We start from the raw sequence: 21015 nt of genomic DNA on the forward strand, positions 1-21015 counted from the left end.
GTATTTAGAGGTTGGGGTTATTGACCATTGGGTAAAATCACTGTCACGCGTCCCGTCGCCTTGGCCAGCAATGGCCCGCGATTGCCGGTGCGCTTTTTGGTTTCTTCATCGTTCAGGACAAGGCTGTCTTTTTTATCAGCAACCATCTTTTCAGCGTCATCCGTCATTTTTTGAGCTACCGGCGCTGCAACGCCATTGAAGGAACCGATTTTTGCCTGGCTAGCATCGCCAGTGGTGGAAGTGCTGCCGTTAACTGAAGAAACCGCCGCACTAATCAACGCTCCGGACACGCTGACATCGCCTCCGCCTACAATCGTGCCCGTCACACTGTCACCTCCGCTGACCTTGATGTTACCTGCGCCTACCGCGGTCACGTCCACACTCTGCTTTGCATCGATCGAAATATTCTGACTGGCTACGATCAACCCTAGGATGTCACCGCCGGCTGTCAGTTTGACATTATTTCCAATAATGCCCGAAAGGTTGGCTCTGATATCGCGGCCGGCGACACACTCCACTATTGCGTTTCCCGCACTGGAAGCGTGGAAGGGAATCTGCAGGATGCCGCCCGAGTTGGCCAAAATGTCCTTGGCCGCAGAAACATAAATGTTCCCGACGATCGAGTGGGAACTCTCTCCTGTCAGCGTTACAATCCCGCTTGCGAAAAACTCTTCACTGTGGTTTTCAAACTGGCCTGTCAAAGGATTGATTTCCGAGGTGACCACGTAAAACACCCCCGCGGCACCGTTGCCCGCATCCACGCTGCCGGTCTGGGAAGTCACCCTCACGTTCCCACCGTCATACGTCGCAATACGGGAGCCATTTACTTCGATGTCTCCGATTGCGTTGATCGTTACATTGCCTCCGTGCCCCGTGTAAATCCCTTCGGGTGTCTCATCACTGCCGAACGCCTGCTGCGACCCGACGTTAAGTTTTCCTCCGGCAGTCACATTAATATTGCCTCCGTTATACGAAGCGATCTGGGAGGAGGTCATATTCAGATCGCCCACCAATTGAATGCCGATGTCCGCTCCTCGCAATGAAATACGAGCCAGGTTGGGGTTATTCTGAGGACCGACTGAGCGAATCCCTTGCGTGGTTCCCAGATCCATGTTTCTGGCCGAGATAATAAACCTGCCCGGGCCTCCTACCTGCAAACCAGTGTAAGCCTGCAATGGAGGAACATCCTGGGTGAGTTGATAGAGCCGGTTAATGGCAGCAGTATCGCGTGTATAAACCACGGGGACCAATATCGGATTCCCCTGGTTATCAAAATCACGATTTCCCAGGTAATCAAGTGCCTGCACGTAAGGATGAAGCAGAAAGTTTCTCTGGTCTTCCGTCATGACCCCGTTGAAAGTCAGTTGATGGGTGAAAGGATTGTAACTCAGCCCCGCTCCCAACACATCCATCATGGTTTGGGTGGGATCAAAAACCAACGCATTGGGCACGTCACCGAGGGAAACGGTGGTGGTTCGTCCTCGGGTAAGGAAATCTCCCGTGATGCTCAGTCTGGTGAGATCGTTAGCACTCAGATTCTGTCCGGAAAATGAAAAACTCTGTGCATTGCCTCCCACGTTCATGATCGCCTGTCCAGGCGATTGCAGATAAAGATTTTTTATGCCCCCGCTGATGTACAGTTGAACCGGCACGTCGCCGCCTGCCTTGTGAAGCGGAATGGCGGCATGCCCTGAAGCGAAGGTATTATAATCGGAGCTCCCGCTGTCTGACATTATGAGCCGTGCGTAATTCAGCGCATTGGCTTGCAATTGGGCAACGTCAGACAACGAGAGCACTCCTCCGCCATGTAATGATCCGCCATCTGTGGTGGTGATTTTCAAACTGCCCTTCGGTGATGGGAACAAGATGACATCATTGCCCAAATGAACACCACCGGCCCCGGCAGTAATTTCCAAACTGGGAGCATAGATCGGCAGTCGATCAGAATTGTCGGAAGTAACCGCCGGCTTGTTTCCCATCAACTGCACCGAATTGCGGCCATTCAAAGTGACCTTCGAATCGAGCGCATAATCGAACTGGAAGGGATTGAGGCAATCCTTGCTGAATACTCCTTTGGGATTTAACACCTCATTCAATATAACGTCATGGCCGGCTGTCACATTCCAACTCCCCTTCGCCAGGCTCAACGTCGCTGGCAAACTTCCCGAACCAAAATCGGTCCCCGCATTAATGGTGCCCGTTCCATTCATCACCTGAAACCGGCCGAGAATCTTCCCACCGGCAGTCAGGTTGACGTTGGATACTTTTTTAGTGCTGTAAGTCCCGGTATAGGGAAGCAAGCTGACTATATCCCCGCCAGCAGTGATATTCACATCTCCCCCGGCAGTGGTGGCAATGCCTCCAACCTTGCTGAGATCAAGGTTCTTATAATTCCCGTTACGCAGCCAGTCGAAGGCACTGATTCCATTCGGATCACCCGCGGTTCCTGCATCCACATTGCCAGACAAGGCATCCAACAAAACACTGCCTCCGCCAATGGAGCGAACGAAGCCGCTGCCGATCAAAATCTCCTTCCCCGCAAATAACTGTATTGAGCCGGTGGATGTTTGCAGCGAACCGCTGCCGTTGGGACGGGTTCCATCAGTAGGCCCGCTGAAATAAATTCCGCCAACGCCGCTTATGACGCCGCTGGTCACATTGCCCTTCGCATCAAACGCCAGCCCATGGCTGAAGTCACGGCCTGCAACCATCTGTACCGACCAACCGGTGCCACCCTTGATGCTGGAAGATTGCCCAAAAATAATATCTCCACCCGCTTGCAGACTTAGAATACTGCCCGCGGAGCTGACTCCCGTGCTCGCATTCAGGTCCCAGACCGTGCCTGTAGCCAGGTTGATATCGCGGTTTGCCTGCAACGTGATTTGAGAAAAGCCGATGAACGCGTTGTTGACGTTTAGATTCAATGTACCGGGCGGGTTCCCTGCATTGACGGTTCCGGTTCCGGCGCTATCACCGCCATCGTTCGACAAAGTGATATAATCCGGATCAATCAGGAGCTTGCCTCCCGATTCACCAGTTTTGGCCTGACCGATGATTTGGGATTTGATCGCAGACATTTTCGCGGCAGATACTTCCACAGTTCCACCTGCTCCGCCTTCCGCACCACCAGAGACATTGATTTGCGATCCACTCTTATCGGTAAAGCTTTGTCCTGCCTTGATGGTAATTTGACCGCCAGCGCTGCTCCCAGTGGCGTCACCAGCAGCGCTCACAACAGATTGCTCCCCCAGATTGACGGCTTCACTGGCCACCAGTTCGACCACTCCGTTGCGTTCGCGAACTGAATTCGCCTGAATGAGCCCATTCTGATTCACCACCTTTGCACTCAGTGCAATCGTACCCGCATCCGCGACGAGCTTTCCGGTGTTGTCCACCGAGCCTTCAGGCAATTCAACATGCACACTCAGCCCGCGGCCGTCCGGACGTTCGGAAATCAACACGTTTTTGCCGGCATAAAGTCCCAACGTGCCGTCGGGCGCGGAAAGAATACCGTGATTCTCAATCTTTTCCGCCACCATGAACAGCGAACCGCCCGAAGCAGTCTGGATTTGACCGTAGTTAATGATGCTGGCAACCGGAGGAGTGCCATTATATTGCCACATGCCTCCCATCCCTGAAGGTGTGGGAGCAACTGGAGAAGTGGTTACAATCAATCCACCCACATTGACCACGGAGTATTTGCCGAAGTAAAAGCCGCTTTGATTCATCAGCACCACCAGGCCGTTGGCCTGCAGATTACCCAGGATTTGAGAGGGATTTTGGTCCAGGATTCTATTCCACACCACCGATGTGGAGGAAGGTTGTTGGAAGCGGGTGGTCTCGCCTGAATTAATATTGAAATGTTGCCAATCCAGGACTGCACCCGAGGATGCTGTGATGTTCAGTTGGGAACCATTCTGCGAAACGCTGGCGTTTCCACCCCGGACTGTGAGCCCATCAGGATTCGCGGCGGCACGTTGAACGGAATGCGCCAGCAGCAACGAAGCGCCCAGCACAAAGCGCGAGGCACGACATCTCCGGCCCATCTTGCTTGAGAAGTATCGGGTAAGCTTTTTCATAATTTGGGTTGAGATTGCACGGTTGAGATCAATCAGGTTCTTTTCGCTGACATTGGTTGCGGGCTTGTGGATTGCATAAGGATGATTAAAATTGCATGCCCACCAAAAAAGTGATTCTCGGCGTTCCCGCCGTGACTCCTGGAACATCCAGCAATGGCACGCCGAATGTGAATCGGAAGTCCATCCGTTCCCCTATCGTTCCTGTGAAGGCGAATCCTGTTCCCCACAAGGAAAGGGATTGGTCTGTGCCAGTGGGAGGGGCCAAAAGATATCGCCGCCCATAATCCGTGAATATCGAAAAACGAACCAGCATCGGCTTGTTGCCATCCACCATGCCAAGGTCAAACAATTCTGTGTGCGGCTCAACGATTACACGCCAACCAGTGTCCCCATATTGTTGCCCGTCACGGTAGCCGCGAACTCCCGCCGCGCCTCCGAGGCCATACTGCTCATTGCTGATAAGTGGTTGATTCGCCCACTGTCCATCTGCGCTTAGGCGTAATCCCCAATCTCCGTGGATCCTCTGCTCCCGGTTCATCCCCAGGTTGGCAACATAATAGTTCCCGGTTGCTTTCGTACTGCCTGCGATCTTCTGAAAGTCCTTTTTGTTCCCAAACAAGCTCGAGAAGTTAAAAGTGTTGTTGAAGTTGAAGCTGGTAATCCCCCACCCATCCGGACGTGTCGCATCCAGTCCGGCCGCGAATGGCAAATAGTTGACCGAGCTGGGCACGACTTGAATGGCTGGAGGTTGTGGGTCGAAAGGATGAGGAGTCAGATTCCCCATGCCATCGGAGGTATAGAAGGTGAAATCGTTGTTTTTCGTCTGGGTCAATCGGGATTTGAAGGTTTTATAATCCAGCCCGAGCGACAAGCTCGAGCCGATGGCCCAGAAAGAAGGCAGAGGATCGGCAAGTCTGAATCCGGCGTCGCCATTCACGGTATGCGTGTCGCTGAATACTTTGCTGCTCAATTGCGGCCCGCCCGCGTTGGGATCGACGACTTCCGGGGTCAACGTATCCGATTGGAGAACGCTTCCGGTATCCGTATCCGAACGAGAGGCGTACAAAACCAACTCGGGCGTCCCGCTCATTGGCGGAGCCCGAAATCGCTTGGTGACCTCATCGTAACCAAAGTCACCAACGCTGACGTCGCGTCGTTCCGTGATTCCCTGAAAACTATTTAAGGGAAGCCGATAAAAGACGCTATAGTTGGCAACCTGCGGATGGTCCACGAAATCGGGCCAGGCGCTCTGATCTTTATATTCTTCGGGACTGAACGAATACTGAACTCCCAACTGATGATCCAATTGCCACAAATTATTGTATTGGAGGGCGGTGTTAAATCGCAACTCGGGTGTGCCCGGTGTTGAGTAATTGTTAAACTCGACCCGCGCGTGCAGCGGCAGGCGATCTTTCACTTTCAATCGAAGAGCTGTGGTCCCCGGTTCCGGACCGGGAGCAATCTCAGGGTAAATCTGTCTGTCCCGACTGTTGTTCGCCTTGTCCAATTCCTGCTGCAGCACGAGGCTGTTGAGCAAAATGTTCGTCTGCAAACTCGGCAGCGCGGACATGATATTATTACTGCTGTAATACCGGTTGCCTGTGATCTGAATGTCGGCAAGACGCCCTTTCAGTGACCCGGACCTTTACCAGGCCATTGGTGAGTTGCTGCTGGGGCAATGAAACTCCCACGGTGATATAACCACGACCACGATATGCGAGCTGCAGTTCTGCGAGCGCCTTGCGTATGGTTTCAAAAGTCACGGCCGGCCCCACATAATCGGAAAATATCTCCAATAACTGGTCGTGTGTCAGCAGAGTGTTGCCCTGCACCACATACCCCCTCACCTTGAAGGCAGGAACGTTGGTGGAAACCACCTGCTGACTTTCCAACTTAGGTTCCGCCGCCACTCCGCCAGCGACAGCCCGAAAAGTCATTGGAAGAAAACAGGTCAGCATGATCAACACTGAAAGCCGGGCTCGGGAACGAGCCTTTTTACTCTTCGCGCGACGCAATTCCGTCGGGGTAACTCCAAAGTGCCTTTTGAACATGGCATTGAAAAGACCGAGATGCCGATATCCGCTGTCCAGCGCGACATTGATGACCTTGGCATCCGTTTCGCAAAGGAGCTGCCGGGCTTTCTGAAGACGCAGCAATGTTTGCTTGGTGCGAATCGAAACCCCGAAATGCGCGTGGAACAGACGGCTGAAGTGTCGCAGGCTGCAACCACAGCGGCGGGCAAGCTCGGTATGGGCAAGACTTAAAAGTTCCGTCTCCGACATTTTTTGAACCAGCTCGAGAAATCGATTGGATGTGGATAAACTGGTTGTTTTCTGCTGGTGACCGGGCTTGCTGCTTGGGGTAAATAATGTCGCTATCAAGGCCAGCATCCCACAGCGATCCAACAACCGGTTTTCTCGCGCGGACAGTTCACAAAGCGTGCCGTATTGGGTCGACGCCGGATGAGCGGCTGGCAGGTACCAACTCTTACACCCCGAGGTTTCCGCCAATGCCACCAGGGAATGGCGCTCAGACAACGTTAATACACACGTCAGAAGTTCCGGCCTGAAATTAAAGTAATGCATCTGCACCGACCCCAACTGACTGGCCCGCAAAAGAGCCGCTCCCTTCGGCGGCACAATGATGATCTGACCTACCTCAAGTTCTGCAGTTTGCGCTGATCCAAAATAGTATGCGACTCCCTGGCTTAACCTCGCCAGACACCAGCCATGTGAGATAATTTTCCATTCCTCGGAAGCGGGTAGATTAAATATTTCAAGGGTCAGGTGGCTTTCTGATTGCATCGGCGTTTAGTTAAAAGGACAACTGTTACGAACAATTGTCAGTGTGGAAACGATCTTGCGACTTCACTCATTTCGAAAATAAAACCAGTGCCGGTGAAAGTTCCGGCACTGGATTGTCGTGCGTCTGTGTTATTTTAGAAGACCAGGGAGCTAATCGTGCCACCATCGGCGCCGCGTCTGACCTGCATGTCAGACAGGCGCACGAAGCTGTTGGAATAAATCGCGCTGGATTGATAAGCGGCGTTCGTGATCGAACCAACCAGCTTGTCGCGCAAGGTTTGCTGATTGGCGCTCATACCGATCTTGCTCACCAGGTGTTCATATCCCCAAATCGGATACATTCCGCTGGCAACAGCCGAATGACTGTAAGGAATGCCATTGTAGCTCAACGCAGTTGCCACGCTGGTGATGGTGGCAAAGTCAGCGAGTCCGACATAACCAATCGCTTGAGTCCCGCCGGCGATGTTTTTCGCCACCGTCCCGCCGGAAGTGAGGCCTGCAATCAAAGAGTAGGTACCATCGCCGTTGGTGGCCCAAAGGTTGGGACTGCCGATGAAGTTGATATCCTTCTCCACGCTGATGCGGGTGCCGGAACCGGAGTCACGGCCAATCAGGTAGACTGGATTAGCTGCACCGAGACCAATGCCACCGAGATAACTGGCAGGCATGCCACCATCTCCACTCGCTGCCATCAACAACACCGCCTGTTCGCGGGTAATATTTGTAATACCGATCAGCGCATTGTTTTTGGCAAAGACGAAACCCACAACCCCAACCTCAACCCGTTGAGCGAAGGCCGAGGCAGCAATGGAAGGTGAAGCCGAAGCAGGGTACACGTCAGAAAATGCGAGGTCCGCCGCCAGGTTGGTGATCGAACCGTCGAGGTTGATGCAAGGTTGCAGTGTTCCGTTTTTCACCGCAGTCATGCCACTCCCGGAACCGGAGAAGCTGGTGCGAATGGTAATCGGTTGATTACCCAACGTTGGAATCAGATTGGAAATGGTCCCGCTGAAATAATATTGGTTCTTATTCGGATCTGAGATATTTGCGCTCATCGAGTTGGTATCGAACAGCGTGGGAATGCGGTCCAATACGATACTGCGAAAAGCAGTGGAGCCGGTAATGGTTAATTGCACCTGGGCGTCGGCGACAGTGGCGAACACTGTGGCTGCTGAGAGTGCGAGGATGATTTTTTTCATGTTCATGTTCTTATGTTTTAGGTTGGCGTTGATTATTGGTTGATTAATTCAGGTTGCTTCGCGTTGGTCCTGGAGATCGATCGGCGCTGGCGGAAAAAGAAAAGCGAAAGGAAACCCACGCCGATCAAAGCGTAAACCGATGGCTCTGGCACCGCCGTGAACGTAAGCGCTCCCTGGCCATTCAAATCAAAGAAACCAAGGTAAATGGCATCACCAGTGCCTGGACGAACCTCATACAGATCAGACCTTTCGTCGGTGAAGGAAGTGACCGAGCCATTCTCAATGGAGCCCTGGCCAAAAGTGCCATTGAGGTTCCCCGCCGTTCCGGCAATTTGTGTGTAGGAACTCGGATCGCTCGAAGGAATAATCGCCACTGTCGGGCTGTTGCTGATCGGGTCGGCAGGAGTGCCTGCCCCCCAGGCTGCCGCACCAGCAGTGCTGCCCGCGCCTGCCACACCACGAATGGTCGAAAGCCATGAAACCTGTGTTGATCCCGTATCGCGTTGATAGGGGCTGGTCTGCGTGTTCAGATCGAGCCGGGGAGCCGTGATCCAAACTGTTCTGGCAGGACGGGTAGCATCGCCGTTTCCAACGGGAACACCACTCATCACCGCCCAGTTGACACCCACGGCACCGCTGCTGAAGGCCGCACTGAATTGAGCTGGGCTGTAGTTGTTAATGGTAATAGTGCTTCCCGGCGCTGTCGTTCCGAGGTCGTAATAAATGCTCGCTTGTCCGAGGTTTACCACCATGTCGGGACTTCCGGTTTGTCGGAAGACGGCGATCATATCACGATTCGCATAAGTAAACTGGGCCTGAGCGGAGTTCGCCACAGCCAGCATGAAGGCTCCCACAGCGGCGGGAAGAACTTGCTTAAGGGTTGGATTTATATTCATGAGGTAGGTTGAATTAACATTTTATTCTTCGGCATGAGAGTAGAGGAGAGCAGCAGCGATTCGCTTGCACCTTTCGGACACGCTCAGGCAAAAAGCAGACAATTGTTTCATGGCCGTAAACCGTGTTTGATAAACAAGTTGCATTGAAGCGCTTCCCTCATGGCTGAAAAGTCGGACGGCTGTTGCACGAAGGTAACTAACAAAAATAGTTGGCCTGCTCGCTCTGCCATCTTGTTTTCGTTTGGTGGAAGGAAACATCATAAACACTGGAGAAAATTTCGATGTCTATGTCGATCAGTAGTACGCTTCGATCTTATAGAACCGATCGGGAACTGCCGCAGTATCTTGTAAGGTGGTGGTTGGCCCGGCACCCAACACGGAGGGAAGCGTTGTCCAGTTGGAGGCTCCAAGGCTCAAGCCAGCCGAATCAGTATAACGGAGGCGATAATTTACGCCGTTTGTGGAGGCAAAGGAAATGCTGGTGATGTTGCCGATACGGCTCGCCCCAAGAATTGCTGGAATGACCAGCGGCGGCTGTTGCTGTGTAACTCCCGCAGTAAAGGTCAGTACTCCATTGGTTCCCATGGTAAAAGAACCCACTTGAACCGATGCATTGACCGCCGGATTGATCCCTTTCACTTCGAAAAACCGGGAGGTTCCAGGAATCGGATTTTCCACGGTGAATGGAGCTAGGCCCGTAATTGTTGGTACATCCCCCCCTCCGCCTTCACTGGCTATGTAAGTGTAGGCCGTGGTATCAGACGGACTGATTATATATTTCTGGGTTGAATTCGTCGCCGTGCCTACCGCAGCTTGTTGGCCAACTTGGGCGATTTTCTCTCGCAGTAATTGCCATGTACTCACCGAGATATCTGTAGGCGAGCTTGAAGCCTCCTGATCAGTCAAATACACCTTCTTTACCACCGCGCCGCTGTTCGTGGCCGACATCAGAATGAACTTCACACCCGATAAGTTGTTGATGAAGTTCGCACGCGTCGCAGCCAAATCCCAATTTGTCACCGTGAGCACCGTGCCGCTGGGCTTGCCAAGGTAATTCGTCACCGAACCAAGGTTAAACTCCACATCGTTAAAACCGTCCTGGCGAAAAACCAGCAGTAGATCACCATCAGAATAGGTGAACGCTCCCGCAACTTGTGTCCAGACGGCCGCTGAAACTAAAAGTAAGGTGGTTAAGAGTTTTTTCATTCTGCTGAGGGTAGAGATGTGGGCAGCAATTAACTTGCACTCTCTGGCCACGAACCATCACCTTTCGGCCATTTGATAAAATCACTGTTGAATGAGGTCAAATTCCCGCAAACCACGCCGCACTACATTTGAAATCTGCCCCTCGTTACCAACTTGTAACTTGTCTCTTCCCAGGTTCAGAGCTATTCCCCATGCGTGTTTAAACACCTTCCTTGGTTATGCCTTGCAGCACTGCTCGCAACTTCTGTGCGGGCGGAGGAAAAAATTTATTTGGTCGGATGGATGGGACTGTTTGATGGCACAAGTCGGGTAATTATCCGAGTCCTACCGGAAAATCGGGAGTGGATGTTGTACTCTGAAGATGCGGTTGCAGGTTGGAGATTATTGCAGTTGGATGCTCCGCATAAACGCGCCCTCATAATGCACGGAACCAACGTTCTCATGGCAAGCATGCCCTCCTCCGTGACAAACAAAGACCAACTCGCAACCTTCGTTAGCACCGGCGTTCTGCCTCCGGATTATATCGGCCCCTGGCCTCAAGGTTACGAACCAGAGATCATTCGTCTGCATCGAGCTGGCCTGCTCAGCTCTGAAACAAATTCAGCACCGATCGAAAAAGGCCTGAAAGTCTCCGGGCAATACATCGGAGCTCTAAGGGGATATGCAAAGACCCTGCCCGATGCTGAAGCAGCTCCTATTCAACGCGAATTAGAACGCTACTCAGCAGGCTCCTTGGTTGGCGGACCTGAGATTCAGGAATCAACACTCAAGCCGGTTGAGACTTTCGACACCTCATATCCCACGCCCCTGCTGTCGAGTACTGGAGAAACCTCCTCGCTGTTACAACGCGTTCTGAACCACCCACCACCGGAAGTTGGCTCTCTCATTGGCACAGGAACGGATAGTCAAGTGCCCGAGCTACGCCAACTGGTGCGAAACCAAAGCGATCCTCAAATCGCACTGCGGCTTCGGCAGGAACTTGACGGTTATGCCGCCCCACCTATTGCCAATTACAATCGCGATGCTTCCGGGCAATGGAACTACGCTCAAAGCGAGTCACTCAAATGAGGTGCCATCTTCCAAGGTAAACCGGTCGTTGTCTGCCTAAGCCCTCTCTGATAAGATAGACGGCTTGAGGAGCCCCGCCTCTAAGATCCGAAAAAGACCCTCTTTAAAATGCTCTGAGTCCAGCAAGCGCCTATACCGTTTTTACGAAACACCCACCCCCCTCCCCCGCTTTCGCTTTTTCGACTAGAGCCCCTTGAAACGTAAAAGCCAGGGGCAAAACCGTAAATAAGCTCAATGACGATTAGGAGGCTCTACGTGCCGCTTATCAAGAAATGGAGTAGCTAGGTTCGGGACCGGACAAACATCCCTGTAGTCTTATCTTAAGGCATCAATTCCCACCGCACACTATCCGCACAGATTATGGCCACCGCACAAGCGTTCTTCCCGCACAATCCCGCACAACATTATCTGCTCATCGTTGCCGTTAGATACCACATAACCATTGCTTTTATTGGCTTCTTGTCGTATCAGGATTAGCAGGTCAGCGCACAGAATGGCAATTATGAGCAATGATGAAAACCCCCTGATTGCAGGTTCAAGTCCTGCTAAGCGCACCACTTTTCCCTGCGAAACTGCGAGCTTTGCTAAGTCCCACACAAATCCCTTCAGTTTCGAAGTAAGCAAGGGAAGGCTTCGCATGACCCACCCAACATTTTCGGATTAAGGCTCAATACTCCTCCAAATATGCTTAAAGTCCCGACATCCAGCTCAGCGGCTTCGTCACACCTGCAAAGGCGATCCGGTTAAATTTGGAAGTCGGGATTGCTTTCTGGTTTCTTTCCCTCAGAACAAACAGGTAATGTTGGCAAGTCATTGAGTTGTTCACTGAATTTTGAGACGCACATAGACTTGGCACAATCACTGCTCGCTCAAAAAGGCGTTTACCACTCAAGCTCAGCTTTGCTGTGGCCCAGTGAGGCAAAGTGCAATTTTGAACCGTATGACCATCAAAAAAAGTGCAAGCGCCCTGTTTCTGGCTTTGTCGTTTGCGCTCGTATCTACCCCCAGCGCCAACGCCGGACCGGACCGGGTGATGCTGCCCGGCCACGTGCCGTCGGTAGTGGCAGGGCTCACTCCAAAGGGACTCCTGCCGACAACCAATAGGCTTTCCCTCGCGATTGGCTTGCCTTTGCGAAATCAGGCCGCGTTGGACGATTTGCTCCAGCAGATTTACGATCCACAAAGCACCAATTTTCATCAATTTCTCTCGCCACAGGAGTTCACGGAACGTTTTGGGCCAACCGAGCAGGATTATCAGGCGGTCATAAAATTTGCGAAAGCGAACGGCCTGACGGTTGTTGGTACGCATCCGAACCGTGTGGTATTGGATGTCAAAGGCAGTGTGTTGGAGATCGAACAGGCGTTTAACGTCACGTTGCGTGTGTACCGGCATCCGAAGGAAGCACGCGATTTTTTCGCGCCTGATACAGAGCCTTCTGTGCCAACAAATTTGTCCCTCGCAGACATGTGGGGCTTGAGCGATTACGCCCTTCCCAGACCGTTGTCACACAAGCTCGATCCGTTGAAAGTCACGCCGCTGGACGGTTCAGGGCCGGGAGGAGCTTACCGGGGCAGCGATTTCCGCAATGCGTACGTCCCTCAATCCAACCTGACCGGAGCCGGACAGACTGCGGCGGTGGTTGAATTTGACGGCTATTACACCAGCGACATCACCAACTACGAGACCCAATGCGGTTACCCCAATGTGCCCTTGCAGAACGTCATAGTGGACGGGGTTTCCGGCAGTCCGGGCTATAGCGGCCAGGCCAACGCAGTGGCCGAAGTCTCCCTCGACATAGAACTGATCATTGCCATGGCTCCCGGATTGTCCAAACTCATCGTTTACGAAGGCAATTCTCCTTACGATGTTTTTAATAAAATTGTCACCGACAATTCGGCCAAACAGGTGAGTTGTTCCTGGGCTTGGTCAGTTGGTCCGACTCATAATTGGGGACATCCCGGAACAAAAACTCTGGATGCCCAGTTGCAGCAGATGGCTGCTCAAGGCCAGTCATTCTTCCAGGCATCCGGGGATTCCGACGCTTACACCGGCGCTCAAGCAATGAGTTCTTCCAGCGGCCCCATTCCTGTGGACAGTATATATGTCACCAGCGTTGGAGGAACAACCTTGACGATGAATGGCACTGGCGCTTCCTGGGCTTCCGAAACCGTCTGGAACTGGGGCAACAACACCGGCTCCGGCGGCGGCATCAGCCCTAATTACGCAATTCCCTCATGGCAGACGAATGTGAGCATGGCGAACAACGCTGGTTCAACCGTCAATCGCAACGTTCCGGACGTCGCCCTGACAGCGGATGCAGTTCATGTGCTCTATAACAATGGCAGTTCCGATGCGTTTGGCGGCACCAGTTGCGCGGCGCCGCTGTGGGCGGGTTTTTGCGCCCTGGTCAATCAGCAGGCAGTTGCTGTCGGCGGTGCCACCAAAACCGTGGGTTTCCTGAACCCCGCCCTTTACGCCATCGCCTCCAGCACCAATTACGCCGCTTGTTTTCACGACATCACCACTGGCAACAACATCGGCAACTACACACCGGGACTGTTCAACGCAGTCCCAGGCTACGATCTGGCCACCGGCCTGGGCACGCCGAACGGAACCAACTTGATCAATGCCCTTGCTCCGTCCCTTTCGCCATACTTCATCTCTCAGCCCTCCAGCCAGACCGTTACCAACGGCGCCAGCCTCGCCTTCAACACCACCGTCGGTGGCCAGTCACCACTGGGTTACAAATGGATTTTTAACGGCACGAATCTGCCAGCCGGAGGCAACATCTCCGGCACTACCAGCAACGTGTTGTCCATCACATCGGCGGGCGCCAATAACTCCGGCAATTACAATCTCATCGCAACTAACAACTACGGCTCCGTGACCAGCAGTGTCGCGGTTTTAACCGTCGGTTTTCCGCCCGCCTTTTCCACTCAACCCGCCAGCCTGACTATTTTGGCCGGCAGCAACGCCGTCTTCAGCGCCGTGGTCAGTGGTTCAACTCCGCTGGTTTATCAATGGCGTCAAAACGCAACGAACCTTATCAATGGCACCGGCATCTCTGGCGCAACGAGCAACATCCTCACCCTCACCGCCGCCACAACCAACCGCAACGGCAATTATACTTTGGCGGTGACAAATAATTTTGGCGCAACCACCAGCACTGTGGCTGCACTCACCGTGGTGCTTCCGCCGGCAATCACGAGTTCTTCGCTTACGAACCGGACCGTTGAATGCAGTAGTAATAACCTTACTTTCACTGCCACTGCTTCTGGCACACCGCCAGTTGGCTATCAATGGAGCTTGGACAGCGTGCCTGTTATCGGCGCAACCAAAACCAGCTTCTCGCTAACCAATGTGCAGTTTCCAGACCACACCGTGAGCCTCGTCGTCACCAACCCGTATGGCAGCGTGACCAGCAACGCGTTACTGACTGTTCACGACACCATTGCTCCGATCATAACTTTGAATGGCGGCAACCCGTTGACCATCGAACTAGGCAGCGCCTTCAACGATCCCGGGGCGACCGCCACCGACATTTGCGCAGGCACGGTGACCGTGGCTGCTGGCAGTGGCACAGTCAACACCAGCGCGATCGGAACCAACACTGTTGTTTACACGGCCAATGACGGCAACGGCAACACCACCTCCATCTCGCGCACCGTCATCGTGCGCGACACCGCCCCACCAACAATCGTGTGGAGCTTCACGAATCTGGTGCTCGCCGCAGATAGCCATTGCAGCGCGCCTATGCCGGACGTGACTGGAACGAATTTTGTTCTCGCCACTGATGCGTCCGGTTTTTTGACAATATCGCAAAGCCCGACGAATAATGCGCCCTTGCAACTGGGAACCAATCTTGTGGTCATCACTCTCAATGATGCTTCCAGTAACGCAATCTATTCGACAAACATTGTGGTCGTGAGCGATCAAACGCCTCCAGCGATACTAAGCCAGCCACAAAGCTGGACGAATATCGTTGGCTCGATCGCGAATTTCAGCACGGTCGCGACAGCCTGCACGCCGCTGGCTTATCAATGGTTTTTTAACAGTGCTGTTCTAAGTGATCAGACCAACAGCAGCCTGACGATCACTTCCGTCAACCCTGCCAATACCGGTAATTATTCAGTCGTCGCTAATGCGTCCGGCGGTTCTTCCACCAGCATCGTCGCCACCCTGACAGTGAATTTAATTCCCACGAGCCTCGCGTTGAATTCGCCCACCAATCCGTCTGGCTACCAAGATAGCTTGGATTTTACTGCCAACGTCACACCAGCAACCGCCACTGGTACCGTGCAATTCCTGACAAACGGTGCTGCTTTCGACAGCCTGACACTCACCGCCGGACAGGGCACCAGCACCAACCTTGCTTCGCTGCCACGCGGCACCAATCTCATCACCGCCATTTATTCCGGTGACGCCAATTATTTGCCGGCAACTGCGACGCTCGCGCAAATTGTTACCAATCATCCGCCAGTTGCCACCACCGCATTTTATACCCGCGCGGCAGACACTGCATTGAACATTGCCGTCGCCGACCTGGCGACCAATTGGACTGACGCTGATGGAGACACAATTTCGCTAACGGGCGTGAGCGTCAGCACCAATGGTATAACGCTGACCAACAATGCTGGCACACTGATTTATTTTAATTCCAACAACGTCGCTGACCAATTTGTCTGCACCATCAGTGACAGCTGGGGCGACACGAATTTCCAAACGGTCAATATTACCATCGAGCCAATCGTCAACTCGGTCCCCACCATCACCAGTCTGCTTGGCAATCCTGACGGCAGTTTCAGTTTGACCTTCGCAGGCGCACCCGGTTATGCCTACGTAGTGGAGACGGCAACAAACTTAAATTCACCCGCTACCTGGACTCCGATTGCCACAAATACTCTGGGCACCAATGGCCTCTGGCAGTTCAACGACTCGCAAGCCACCAATTTTCAACGACGATTCTATCGGCTCAAACTCGGGCAGTGATGTGGGCAGCGCCGCGAAATTGGATTAAGTTCCGAATCTTTGGCAGCCTTTTTCCGGGCTTGGAACTTTGGTGAATTCCGCACAAAGTCCGCCGGATATGAAGGGGAAGATAAGTCAAAACTCTTCCGTTCTTAGCCTCGTCGAAACCTAAATTCCACCAGGACGTTCCACTGTGATACTCCGATTTGCCTTACGGCCTGAGTTCACGGGCCAGTTCGCGATCCGAACGTTTGCGGGCCTTGCTTTGTTGGCTTCTTCTCGCATGCCGATCGACGATCAACTGGCGCTTGGTTCGGCGACCACGCAATTTTTCAATTTCCTGATCCAGCTTGAGATATCCCTCCAGACGCGCAGAACTAAGCTCCCCCTGCTCTACTGCCTGACGGAGCGCACAACCGGCATCTGAGCCATGTTTACAATCCTGAAACTTACAATCTCTGGACAGTACCTCAATGTCGGAAAACGCCTCGCGCAACGTCCCCTCGTCCGTCCACATCTGCACTTCCTTGATGCCGGGGTTATCGATTAGGATGCCGCCTTTGGGCAGGATGAGCAGCTCACGCGCGGTGGTCGTGTGCCGTCCCTTGCCGGTGATTCCATTCACCTCGTCGGTCCATTGCCATTCATCGCCGAGCAACAAGTTGATCAATGCCGATTTTCCCACGCCGCTGGAGCCCACCAAGGCAACTGTGACCCCGGGTTTCAGAACATTCCTGAGACCTTCAAGCCCCTGCCTGTTTTCCACGCTGGTCACATACACCTCCGCCTCGGCATTCAGCGCACGAATGTCCCCGGCCGCTTTCTGATTCTGGGCATCCGGGTAAAGATCTGATTTGTTGACCAATATCACGGCCTTCGCACCGCAGCGTCCAATGAGGGTGAAATAGCGTTCCATTCGCCGTGCATTGAAGTCCTGCCCGGCATCGGTCACCACCACAACGATATGAACATTCGCGGCGATAACCTGTTCCTCGGCGCTCTGGCCCGCTGCTCTTCGTGAAAAACAGCTCTGCCGCGTCAACCGCGCCTGGATGACCGTCTCTTCACCGCAAGCGCCTACCTGCAGCGCCACCCAGTCTCCCACCGCGGGTAGCTCGGCATCCGTTTCTGCGTCGTGGTAAATCTTGCCACTCATGCTCACCTCCAATTCCTGCCCATCCTCGAGCAGTGCGCCGTAGGTGATCCGGTTGTCCCTGATCAAACGCGCCGGCTTCCAGCCCTTGAGGTAATACGGAGCGAACTCCTTCTCAAACGCGTCGTTCCATCCAATGTCTTGCATCGTCATCGCCGCCACCCTTGTGTTTGAAGCCACGAACGCCCGCTCATGACAAAGCCTCATCGATGACATTGAGAATTTCACGAACTCCATTCTTCGTTACTGAAGAGCAGCTGAGTATTTCCGGCACATTCTCAAACCAGCCGGAGATGCTTTCCTTGAACAAGTCCATGTTTGTCTGCAGTTGAGCTGCCTTCACTTTGTCTGTTTTGGTGAAGATCAGAGCACACGGAGCAGATTGCTCTCCAAGCCACTGAACAAACTCCAGATCGATCTTCTGCGGCTTATGCCGGGAATCGATCAAAACAAAGACGCAGTAGAGATTTGATCTCTTTGCCAGGTAATTTGAAACCGCATCATTGAACCTCGCGCTGTTTTCCCTGGCTATATGGGCATACCCGTAACCCGGCAGATCCACCAAACGCCAGGCCTTGTTGATGGTGAAAAAATTAATCAGCTTGGTATAGCCGGGAACTTTCGAAACTCTGGCCAAATCCTTCCTGCCTGCCAGCAGGTTGACCAACGAAGACTTGCCAACATTTGACCGCCCGATAAAAGCGAACTCCGGCAAAGTCTCCTCCGGACACGTCTCCAGATTGGGAGCGCTGACTTCAAAAACAGCAGAATTAATATTCATGATTTAAATGGCCAGCTTGACTATGCCGCAAATCATTCATTACCGACATTTAAATCTTTGACAGAGTCTTCGAATCGTTTTGAACGAATTCCAATTATGATTTCAACGTCTCAAGCACCTGTTGGGCAACAGCCTCCGTCATTGCATAACTGCCTGGAGGCGAAGTGGATGGACGTACGGATTATCAGCGGCGTACAAAATTTCGGGCGGTAGACTCCACTGGGTGTGCAAATCCTACTCCTTTTGCGTTGAGACCCGGATGGTCAGCCGGTCAGTTTCTAGGCTTTTGCCGGACGCCCAGCCTTGATCAACTTACCACCGTTGTTATTCAGATAATCCTGAACCATCTGAATGCGCCCGTAGCTGGTGGGAACGCGTTTTTGGGTGTCGAACAACCGGTAATGGGTCAACGTCTTTCCTACTTCCACGATCTCGACATGAGCCTTTTCAGTTTTCCAGAGCTGCCCTTTCTCGAGCAGCGGCAAAGCAGTTGGTTTCTTTGAGTTCATGTCATTTAAAAACGAATCTGAAACATTGGACTGAATGCCGAAAGAAATTTAAATTCAGTTTATATGTCAGGTGAGGATAATAGAACCATTACGATTAAAAGCGAATTAATTCGGCACTTTTTCTTAAAAGTCCACCCTGCCGAAAAGGCTTTCTCGCAGTGGCCCGCACCACTCAGGCACTGTCTGGATGTATAATGGACGTTGATTTTAAAGGGGTTTTGCTATATCAACCTCGCAGGTAACCACATAAAAAAGTAATCGTGAACCGTATTAAAAACCCCTCACTTGCCTGCTCTGCCCGGCGTCCCAGTTCTTCGCTTTCCATGAAACCAATAAACATTCTGGTTCTGCTCCTTGTTTTGTCTCTGCTCGCCGGTTGCGCGTCCAATTACAATGTGATTCTAACCAACGGACGCGTCTACACTACCAGCACCAAACCAAAATTGGATAAAGCGAAAAATCGTTATGTGTTCAAGGATACCTCTGGTCAACCGGTCGAGGTTGCGCCGGTGCTCGTCCGCGAAATCGCCCCAACTTCGATGAGCGAAGCATCGAAGTTCACTTCTACTCCCGCACGCTGACGAACTGGTGCACGTACTTGCCGAGCAAATCCGCTTCCAGGTTCACCGCATCACCCACGGCTCTCTCACGCAATGCCGTGACCTCAAAGGTGTGTGGGATGATCCAAATTCGAAAACTTTTTTTGCTGACCTGCGCCACCGTAAGGCTGATGCCATCCACCGCAATCGACCCTTTGAAAATGACATAACGCATCACCTCCGCCGGTGCTGCGATTTCCAGCACGTGATCCTGCCCTGACCTTTCCCAGCGAATGATCCTGCCCGTTCCATCGATGTGTCCGGTAACGAAGTGCCCGCCCAATCTCGCCCCAACTGCCAGCGCACGTTCCAGATTCACCAACGAACCCACTTTCGCACTTTGCAAATTTGTCCGATTCCAAGTCTCCTGCAGCAGGTCGAAATGAACCAGCTTGCCGCCCCCTTTTTTCACTGCCGAAACCTTCACCACTGTCAGACAGCAACCATTCACCGACACGCTTTCCCCCAGCTTCAACCCGCGCGCGCAAATCTTTGCCCGCACCACCAACTCGATTGACTTGACCGAGGGCTTGATTCGCTCAATGGTTCCTGTTTCTTCTACAATGCCGGTAAACATACTGCCACCTACATAACCTGATAACGCCCGTCGTTCAATCCCCATCGACCCGCGCAGTCAACAGCAAATCTGCTCCCAATCGCCGCCACTCCACATCCTTTAGTTTGATCGCATCTGCCAGGGTCGTGCTCCCATCACCCGCCACTCCCTTGCGCGCATCACGCCCGCCAAGAATTTTTGGCGCATAAAAAAACGCAACCCGATGCGCCAATCTTCCCAGCAAAAACGAAGCGTTCACTTCGCCACCACCTTCCACAAGCAAGCTCATCACGTTCTCGCCACCCAATTTCTTGACCAGCCAGCGCAGATCAATCTTCCCTTGCTTCTCCGGCGCGACCAACACATTGGCCTGCCGGGCCAAGGCTGTCACCCGGCGCTCCGGTGCCGATTTCAAAACCACTATCGTCGTAAACTCTCGAAATTCATCGCTGACCACTTTCGCCTTCAAAGGTGTCCTCGCTTGCGAATCCAAAATAATTCTTCTGAACTTTTTCTCTTCGGATTTGTTTCGACTTTGCACTCTCACAGTAAGGCTCGGATCATCCGCCAACACGGTATTCACCCCCACCAAAATCGCATCCGCCCCCTGCCTCAACTTCATCCCGTACGCGCGGGCTTTCTCACCCGTGATCCATTTCGATTCCCCGCCTGCCGTTGCAATTTTCCCATCCAACGTCATGGCGGCCTTCACGATTACCAACGGCGTACCGTGCACGATCCAATGGTTAAAAGACTCATTCAGCTCCCCTGCTTCTTCTGCCAAAATGCCAGAAACAACTTTGATCCCAGCGCGTTCCAATAATGGAAAAGCCCTTCCCGCATGCGCCGGATTGGGATCAGTCGCTGCCACCACCACCTTCTTGATCTTCGCTGCCTTGATTGCCTCGGTGCAGGGCGGCGTTCGGCCATGCGTACAACATGGTTCCAGCGTAACGTAGAGCGTTGCTCCTTTTGGATCATTCCCCTTCGACGCCGCATCCTTCAATGCTTCAACCTCCGCATGCGGCTGCCCCGCGCGATGATGCCACCCCCTGCCAATCACCTTCCCATGCTTCACCAGCACGGCACCTACTAAGGGATTGGGAGAAGTGTTACCATACGCACGCCGGGCCAAGGCCAATGCATTCTGCATGTGACTGGTATCAGTCAAGTCATGCCCTTCCCATTAGAAAGAA

14 protein-coding genes are annotated in these 21015 nt (G+C 53.0%); 3 read left to right on the forward strand and 11 right to left on the reverse strand.

Annotated features, from left to right (window positions below):
• Window positions 1–17 precede the first annotated feature (17 nt).
• From CFLAV_RS24285 to CFLAV_RS24310, 6 genes are all read right to left on the reverse strand, one after another.
• The gene (locus tag CFLAV_RS24285; RefSeq protein ID WP_160164651.1) at window positions 18–4079 is read right to left on the reverse strand and encodes a two-partner secretion domain-containing protein; all 4062 of its coding nucleotides are present in this window, start codon (window positions 4077–4079) and stop codon (window positions 18–20) included.
• A gap of 85 nt (window positions 4080–4164) precedes the next feature.
• Window positions 4165–5649 (reverse strand): ShlB/FhaC/HecB family hemolysin secretion/activation protein, encoded by a 1485-nt coding sequence (locus CFLAV_RS24290; protein ID WP_007417513.1) that lies wholly within the window; start codon window positions 5647–5649, stop codon window positions 4165–4167.
• A 7-nt stretch (window positions 5650–5656) separates the two neighbouring features.
• Window positions 5657–6883, reverse strand: coding sequence for a helix-turn-helix domain-containing protein (locus tag CFLAV_RS33050; protein WP_007417514.1), 1227 nt, complete (start codon window positions 6881–6883; stop codon window positions 5657–5659).
• A gap of 134 nt (window positions 6884–7017) precedes the next feature.
• The gene (locus tag CFLAV_RS24300; protein ID WP_007417515.1) at window positions 7018–8088 is read right to left on the reverse strand and encodes a substrate-binding domain-containing protein; all 1071 of its coding nucleotides are present in this window, start codon (window positions 8086–8088) and stop codon (window positions 7018–7020) included.
• Window positions 8089–8114: 26 nt separating this feature from the next.
• On the reverse strand, window positions 8115–8978 hold the full coding sequence (locus CFLAV_RS24305; RefSeq protein ID WP_007417516.1) for a PEP-CTERM sorting domain-containing protein: 864 nt from the start codon (window positions 8976–8978) through the stop codon (window positions 8115–8117).
• Between the two features lie 294 nt (window positions 8979–9272).
• Window positions 9273–10184, reverse strand: coding sequence for a hypothetical protein (locus CFLAV_RS24310; RefSeq protein ID WP_007417517.1), 912 nt, complete (start codon window positions 10182–10184; stop codon window positions 9273–9275).
• A 345-nt stretch (window positions 10185–10529) separates the two neighbouring features.
• Between CFLAV_RS24310 and CFLAV_RS24315 the strand changes: the two genes are divergently transcribed.
• Complete coding sequence (locus tag CFLAV_RS24315; RefSeq protein ID WP_150107572.1) at window positions 10530–11252, forward strand: hypothetical protein; 723 nt, start codon at window positions 10530–10532, stop codon at window positions 11250–11252.
• Window positions 11253–12192: 940 nt separating this feature from the next.
• Window positions 12193–16242, forward strand: a complete 4050-nt coding sequence (locus CFLAV_RS33055) for a protease pro-enzyme activation domain-containing protein (protein WP_007417520.1) — start codon at window positions 12193–12195, stop codon at window positions 16240–16242.
• Window positions 16243–16432: 190 nt separating this feature from the next.
• On the opposite strand, the gene rsgA is transcribed toward CFLAV_RS33055, so the two are convergent.
• The 3 genes from rsgA to CFLAV_RS24340 all read right to left on the reverse strand — a co-directional run bounded on the left by rsgA (window position 16433) and on the right by CFLAV_RS24340 (window position 18664).
• Window positions 16433–17590, reverse strand: a complete 1158-nt coding sequence (gene rsgA / locus CFLAV_RS24330) for a ribosome small subunit-dependent GTPase A (protein WP_237712452.1) — start codon at window positions 17588–17590, stop codon at window positions 16433–16435.
• Window positions 17565–18155 carry a ribosome biogenesis GTP-binding protein YihA/YsxC gene (gene yihA, locus CFLAV_RS24335; RefSeq protein ID WP_007417522.1) on the reverse strand — a complete coding sequence of 197 codons (591 nt, stop codon included), beginning with the start codon at window positions 18153–18155 and terminating at the stop codon, window positions 17565–17567. Before yihA ends, rsgA begins: the two co-directional genes overlap by 26 nt.
• A gap of 278 nt (window positions 18156–18433) precedes the next feature.
• On the reverse strand, window positions 18434–18664 hold the full coding sequence (locus CFLAV_RS24340) for a hypothetical protein (protein ID WP_007417523.1): 231 nt from the start codon (window positions 18662–18664) through the stop codon (window positions 18434–18436).
• A gap of 323 nt (window positions 18665–18987) precedes the next feature.
• On the opposite strand from CFLAV_RS24340, the gene CFLAV_RS24345 reads away from it, so the two are divergent.
• Window positions 18988–19245, forward strand: coding sequence for a YgdI/YgdR family lipoprotein (locus CFLAV_RS24345; protein ID WP_007417524.1), 258 nt, complete (start codon window positions 18988–18990; stop codon window positions 19243–19245).
• Here CFLAV_RS24345 and CFLAV_RS24350 read toward each other — a convergent pair.
• Together CFLAV_RS24350 and ribD are read right to left on the reverse strand one after the other, a co-directional pair.
• Window positions 19229–19885 (reverse strand): riboflavin synthase, encoded by a 657-nt coding sequence (locus CFLAV_RS24350; protein ID WP_007417525.1) that lies wholly within the window; start codon window positions 19883–19885, stop codon window positions 19229–19231. The genes CFLAV_RS24345 and CFLAV_RS24350 overlap by 17 nt on opposite strands.
• On the reverse strand, window positions 19875–20972 hold the full coding sequence (ribD, locus tag CFLAV_RS24355) for a bifunctional diaminohydroxyphosphoribosylaminopyrimidine deaminase/5-amino-6-(5-phosphoribosylamino)uracil reductase RibD (RefSeq protein ID WP_007417526.1): 1098 nt from the start codon (window positions 20970–20972) through the stop codon (window positions 19875–19877). The genes CFLAV_RS24350 and ribD overlap by 11 nt, the downstream gene beginning before the upstream one ends.
• Window positions 20973–21015 lie beyond the last annotated feature (43 nt).

The sequence above is a fragment of the Pedosphaera parvula Ellin514 genome, assembly GCF_000172555.1.
GTDB lineage: Bacteria > Verrucomicrobiota > Verrucomicrobiia > Limisphaerales > Pedosphaeraceae > Pedosphaera.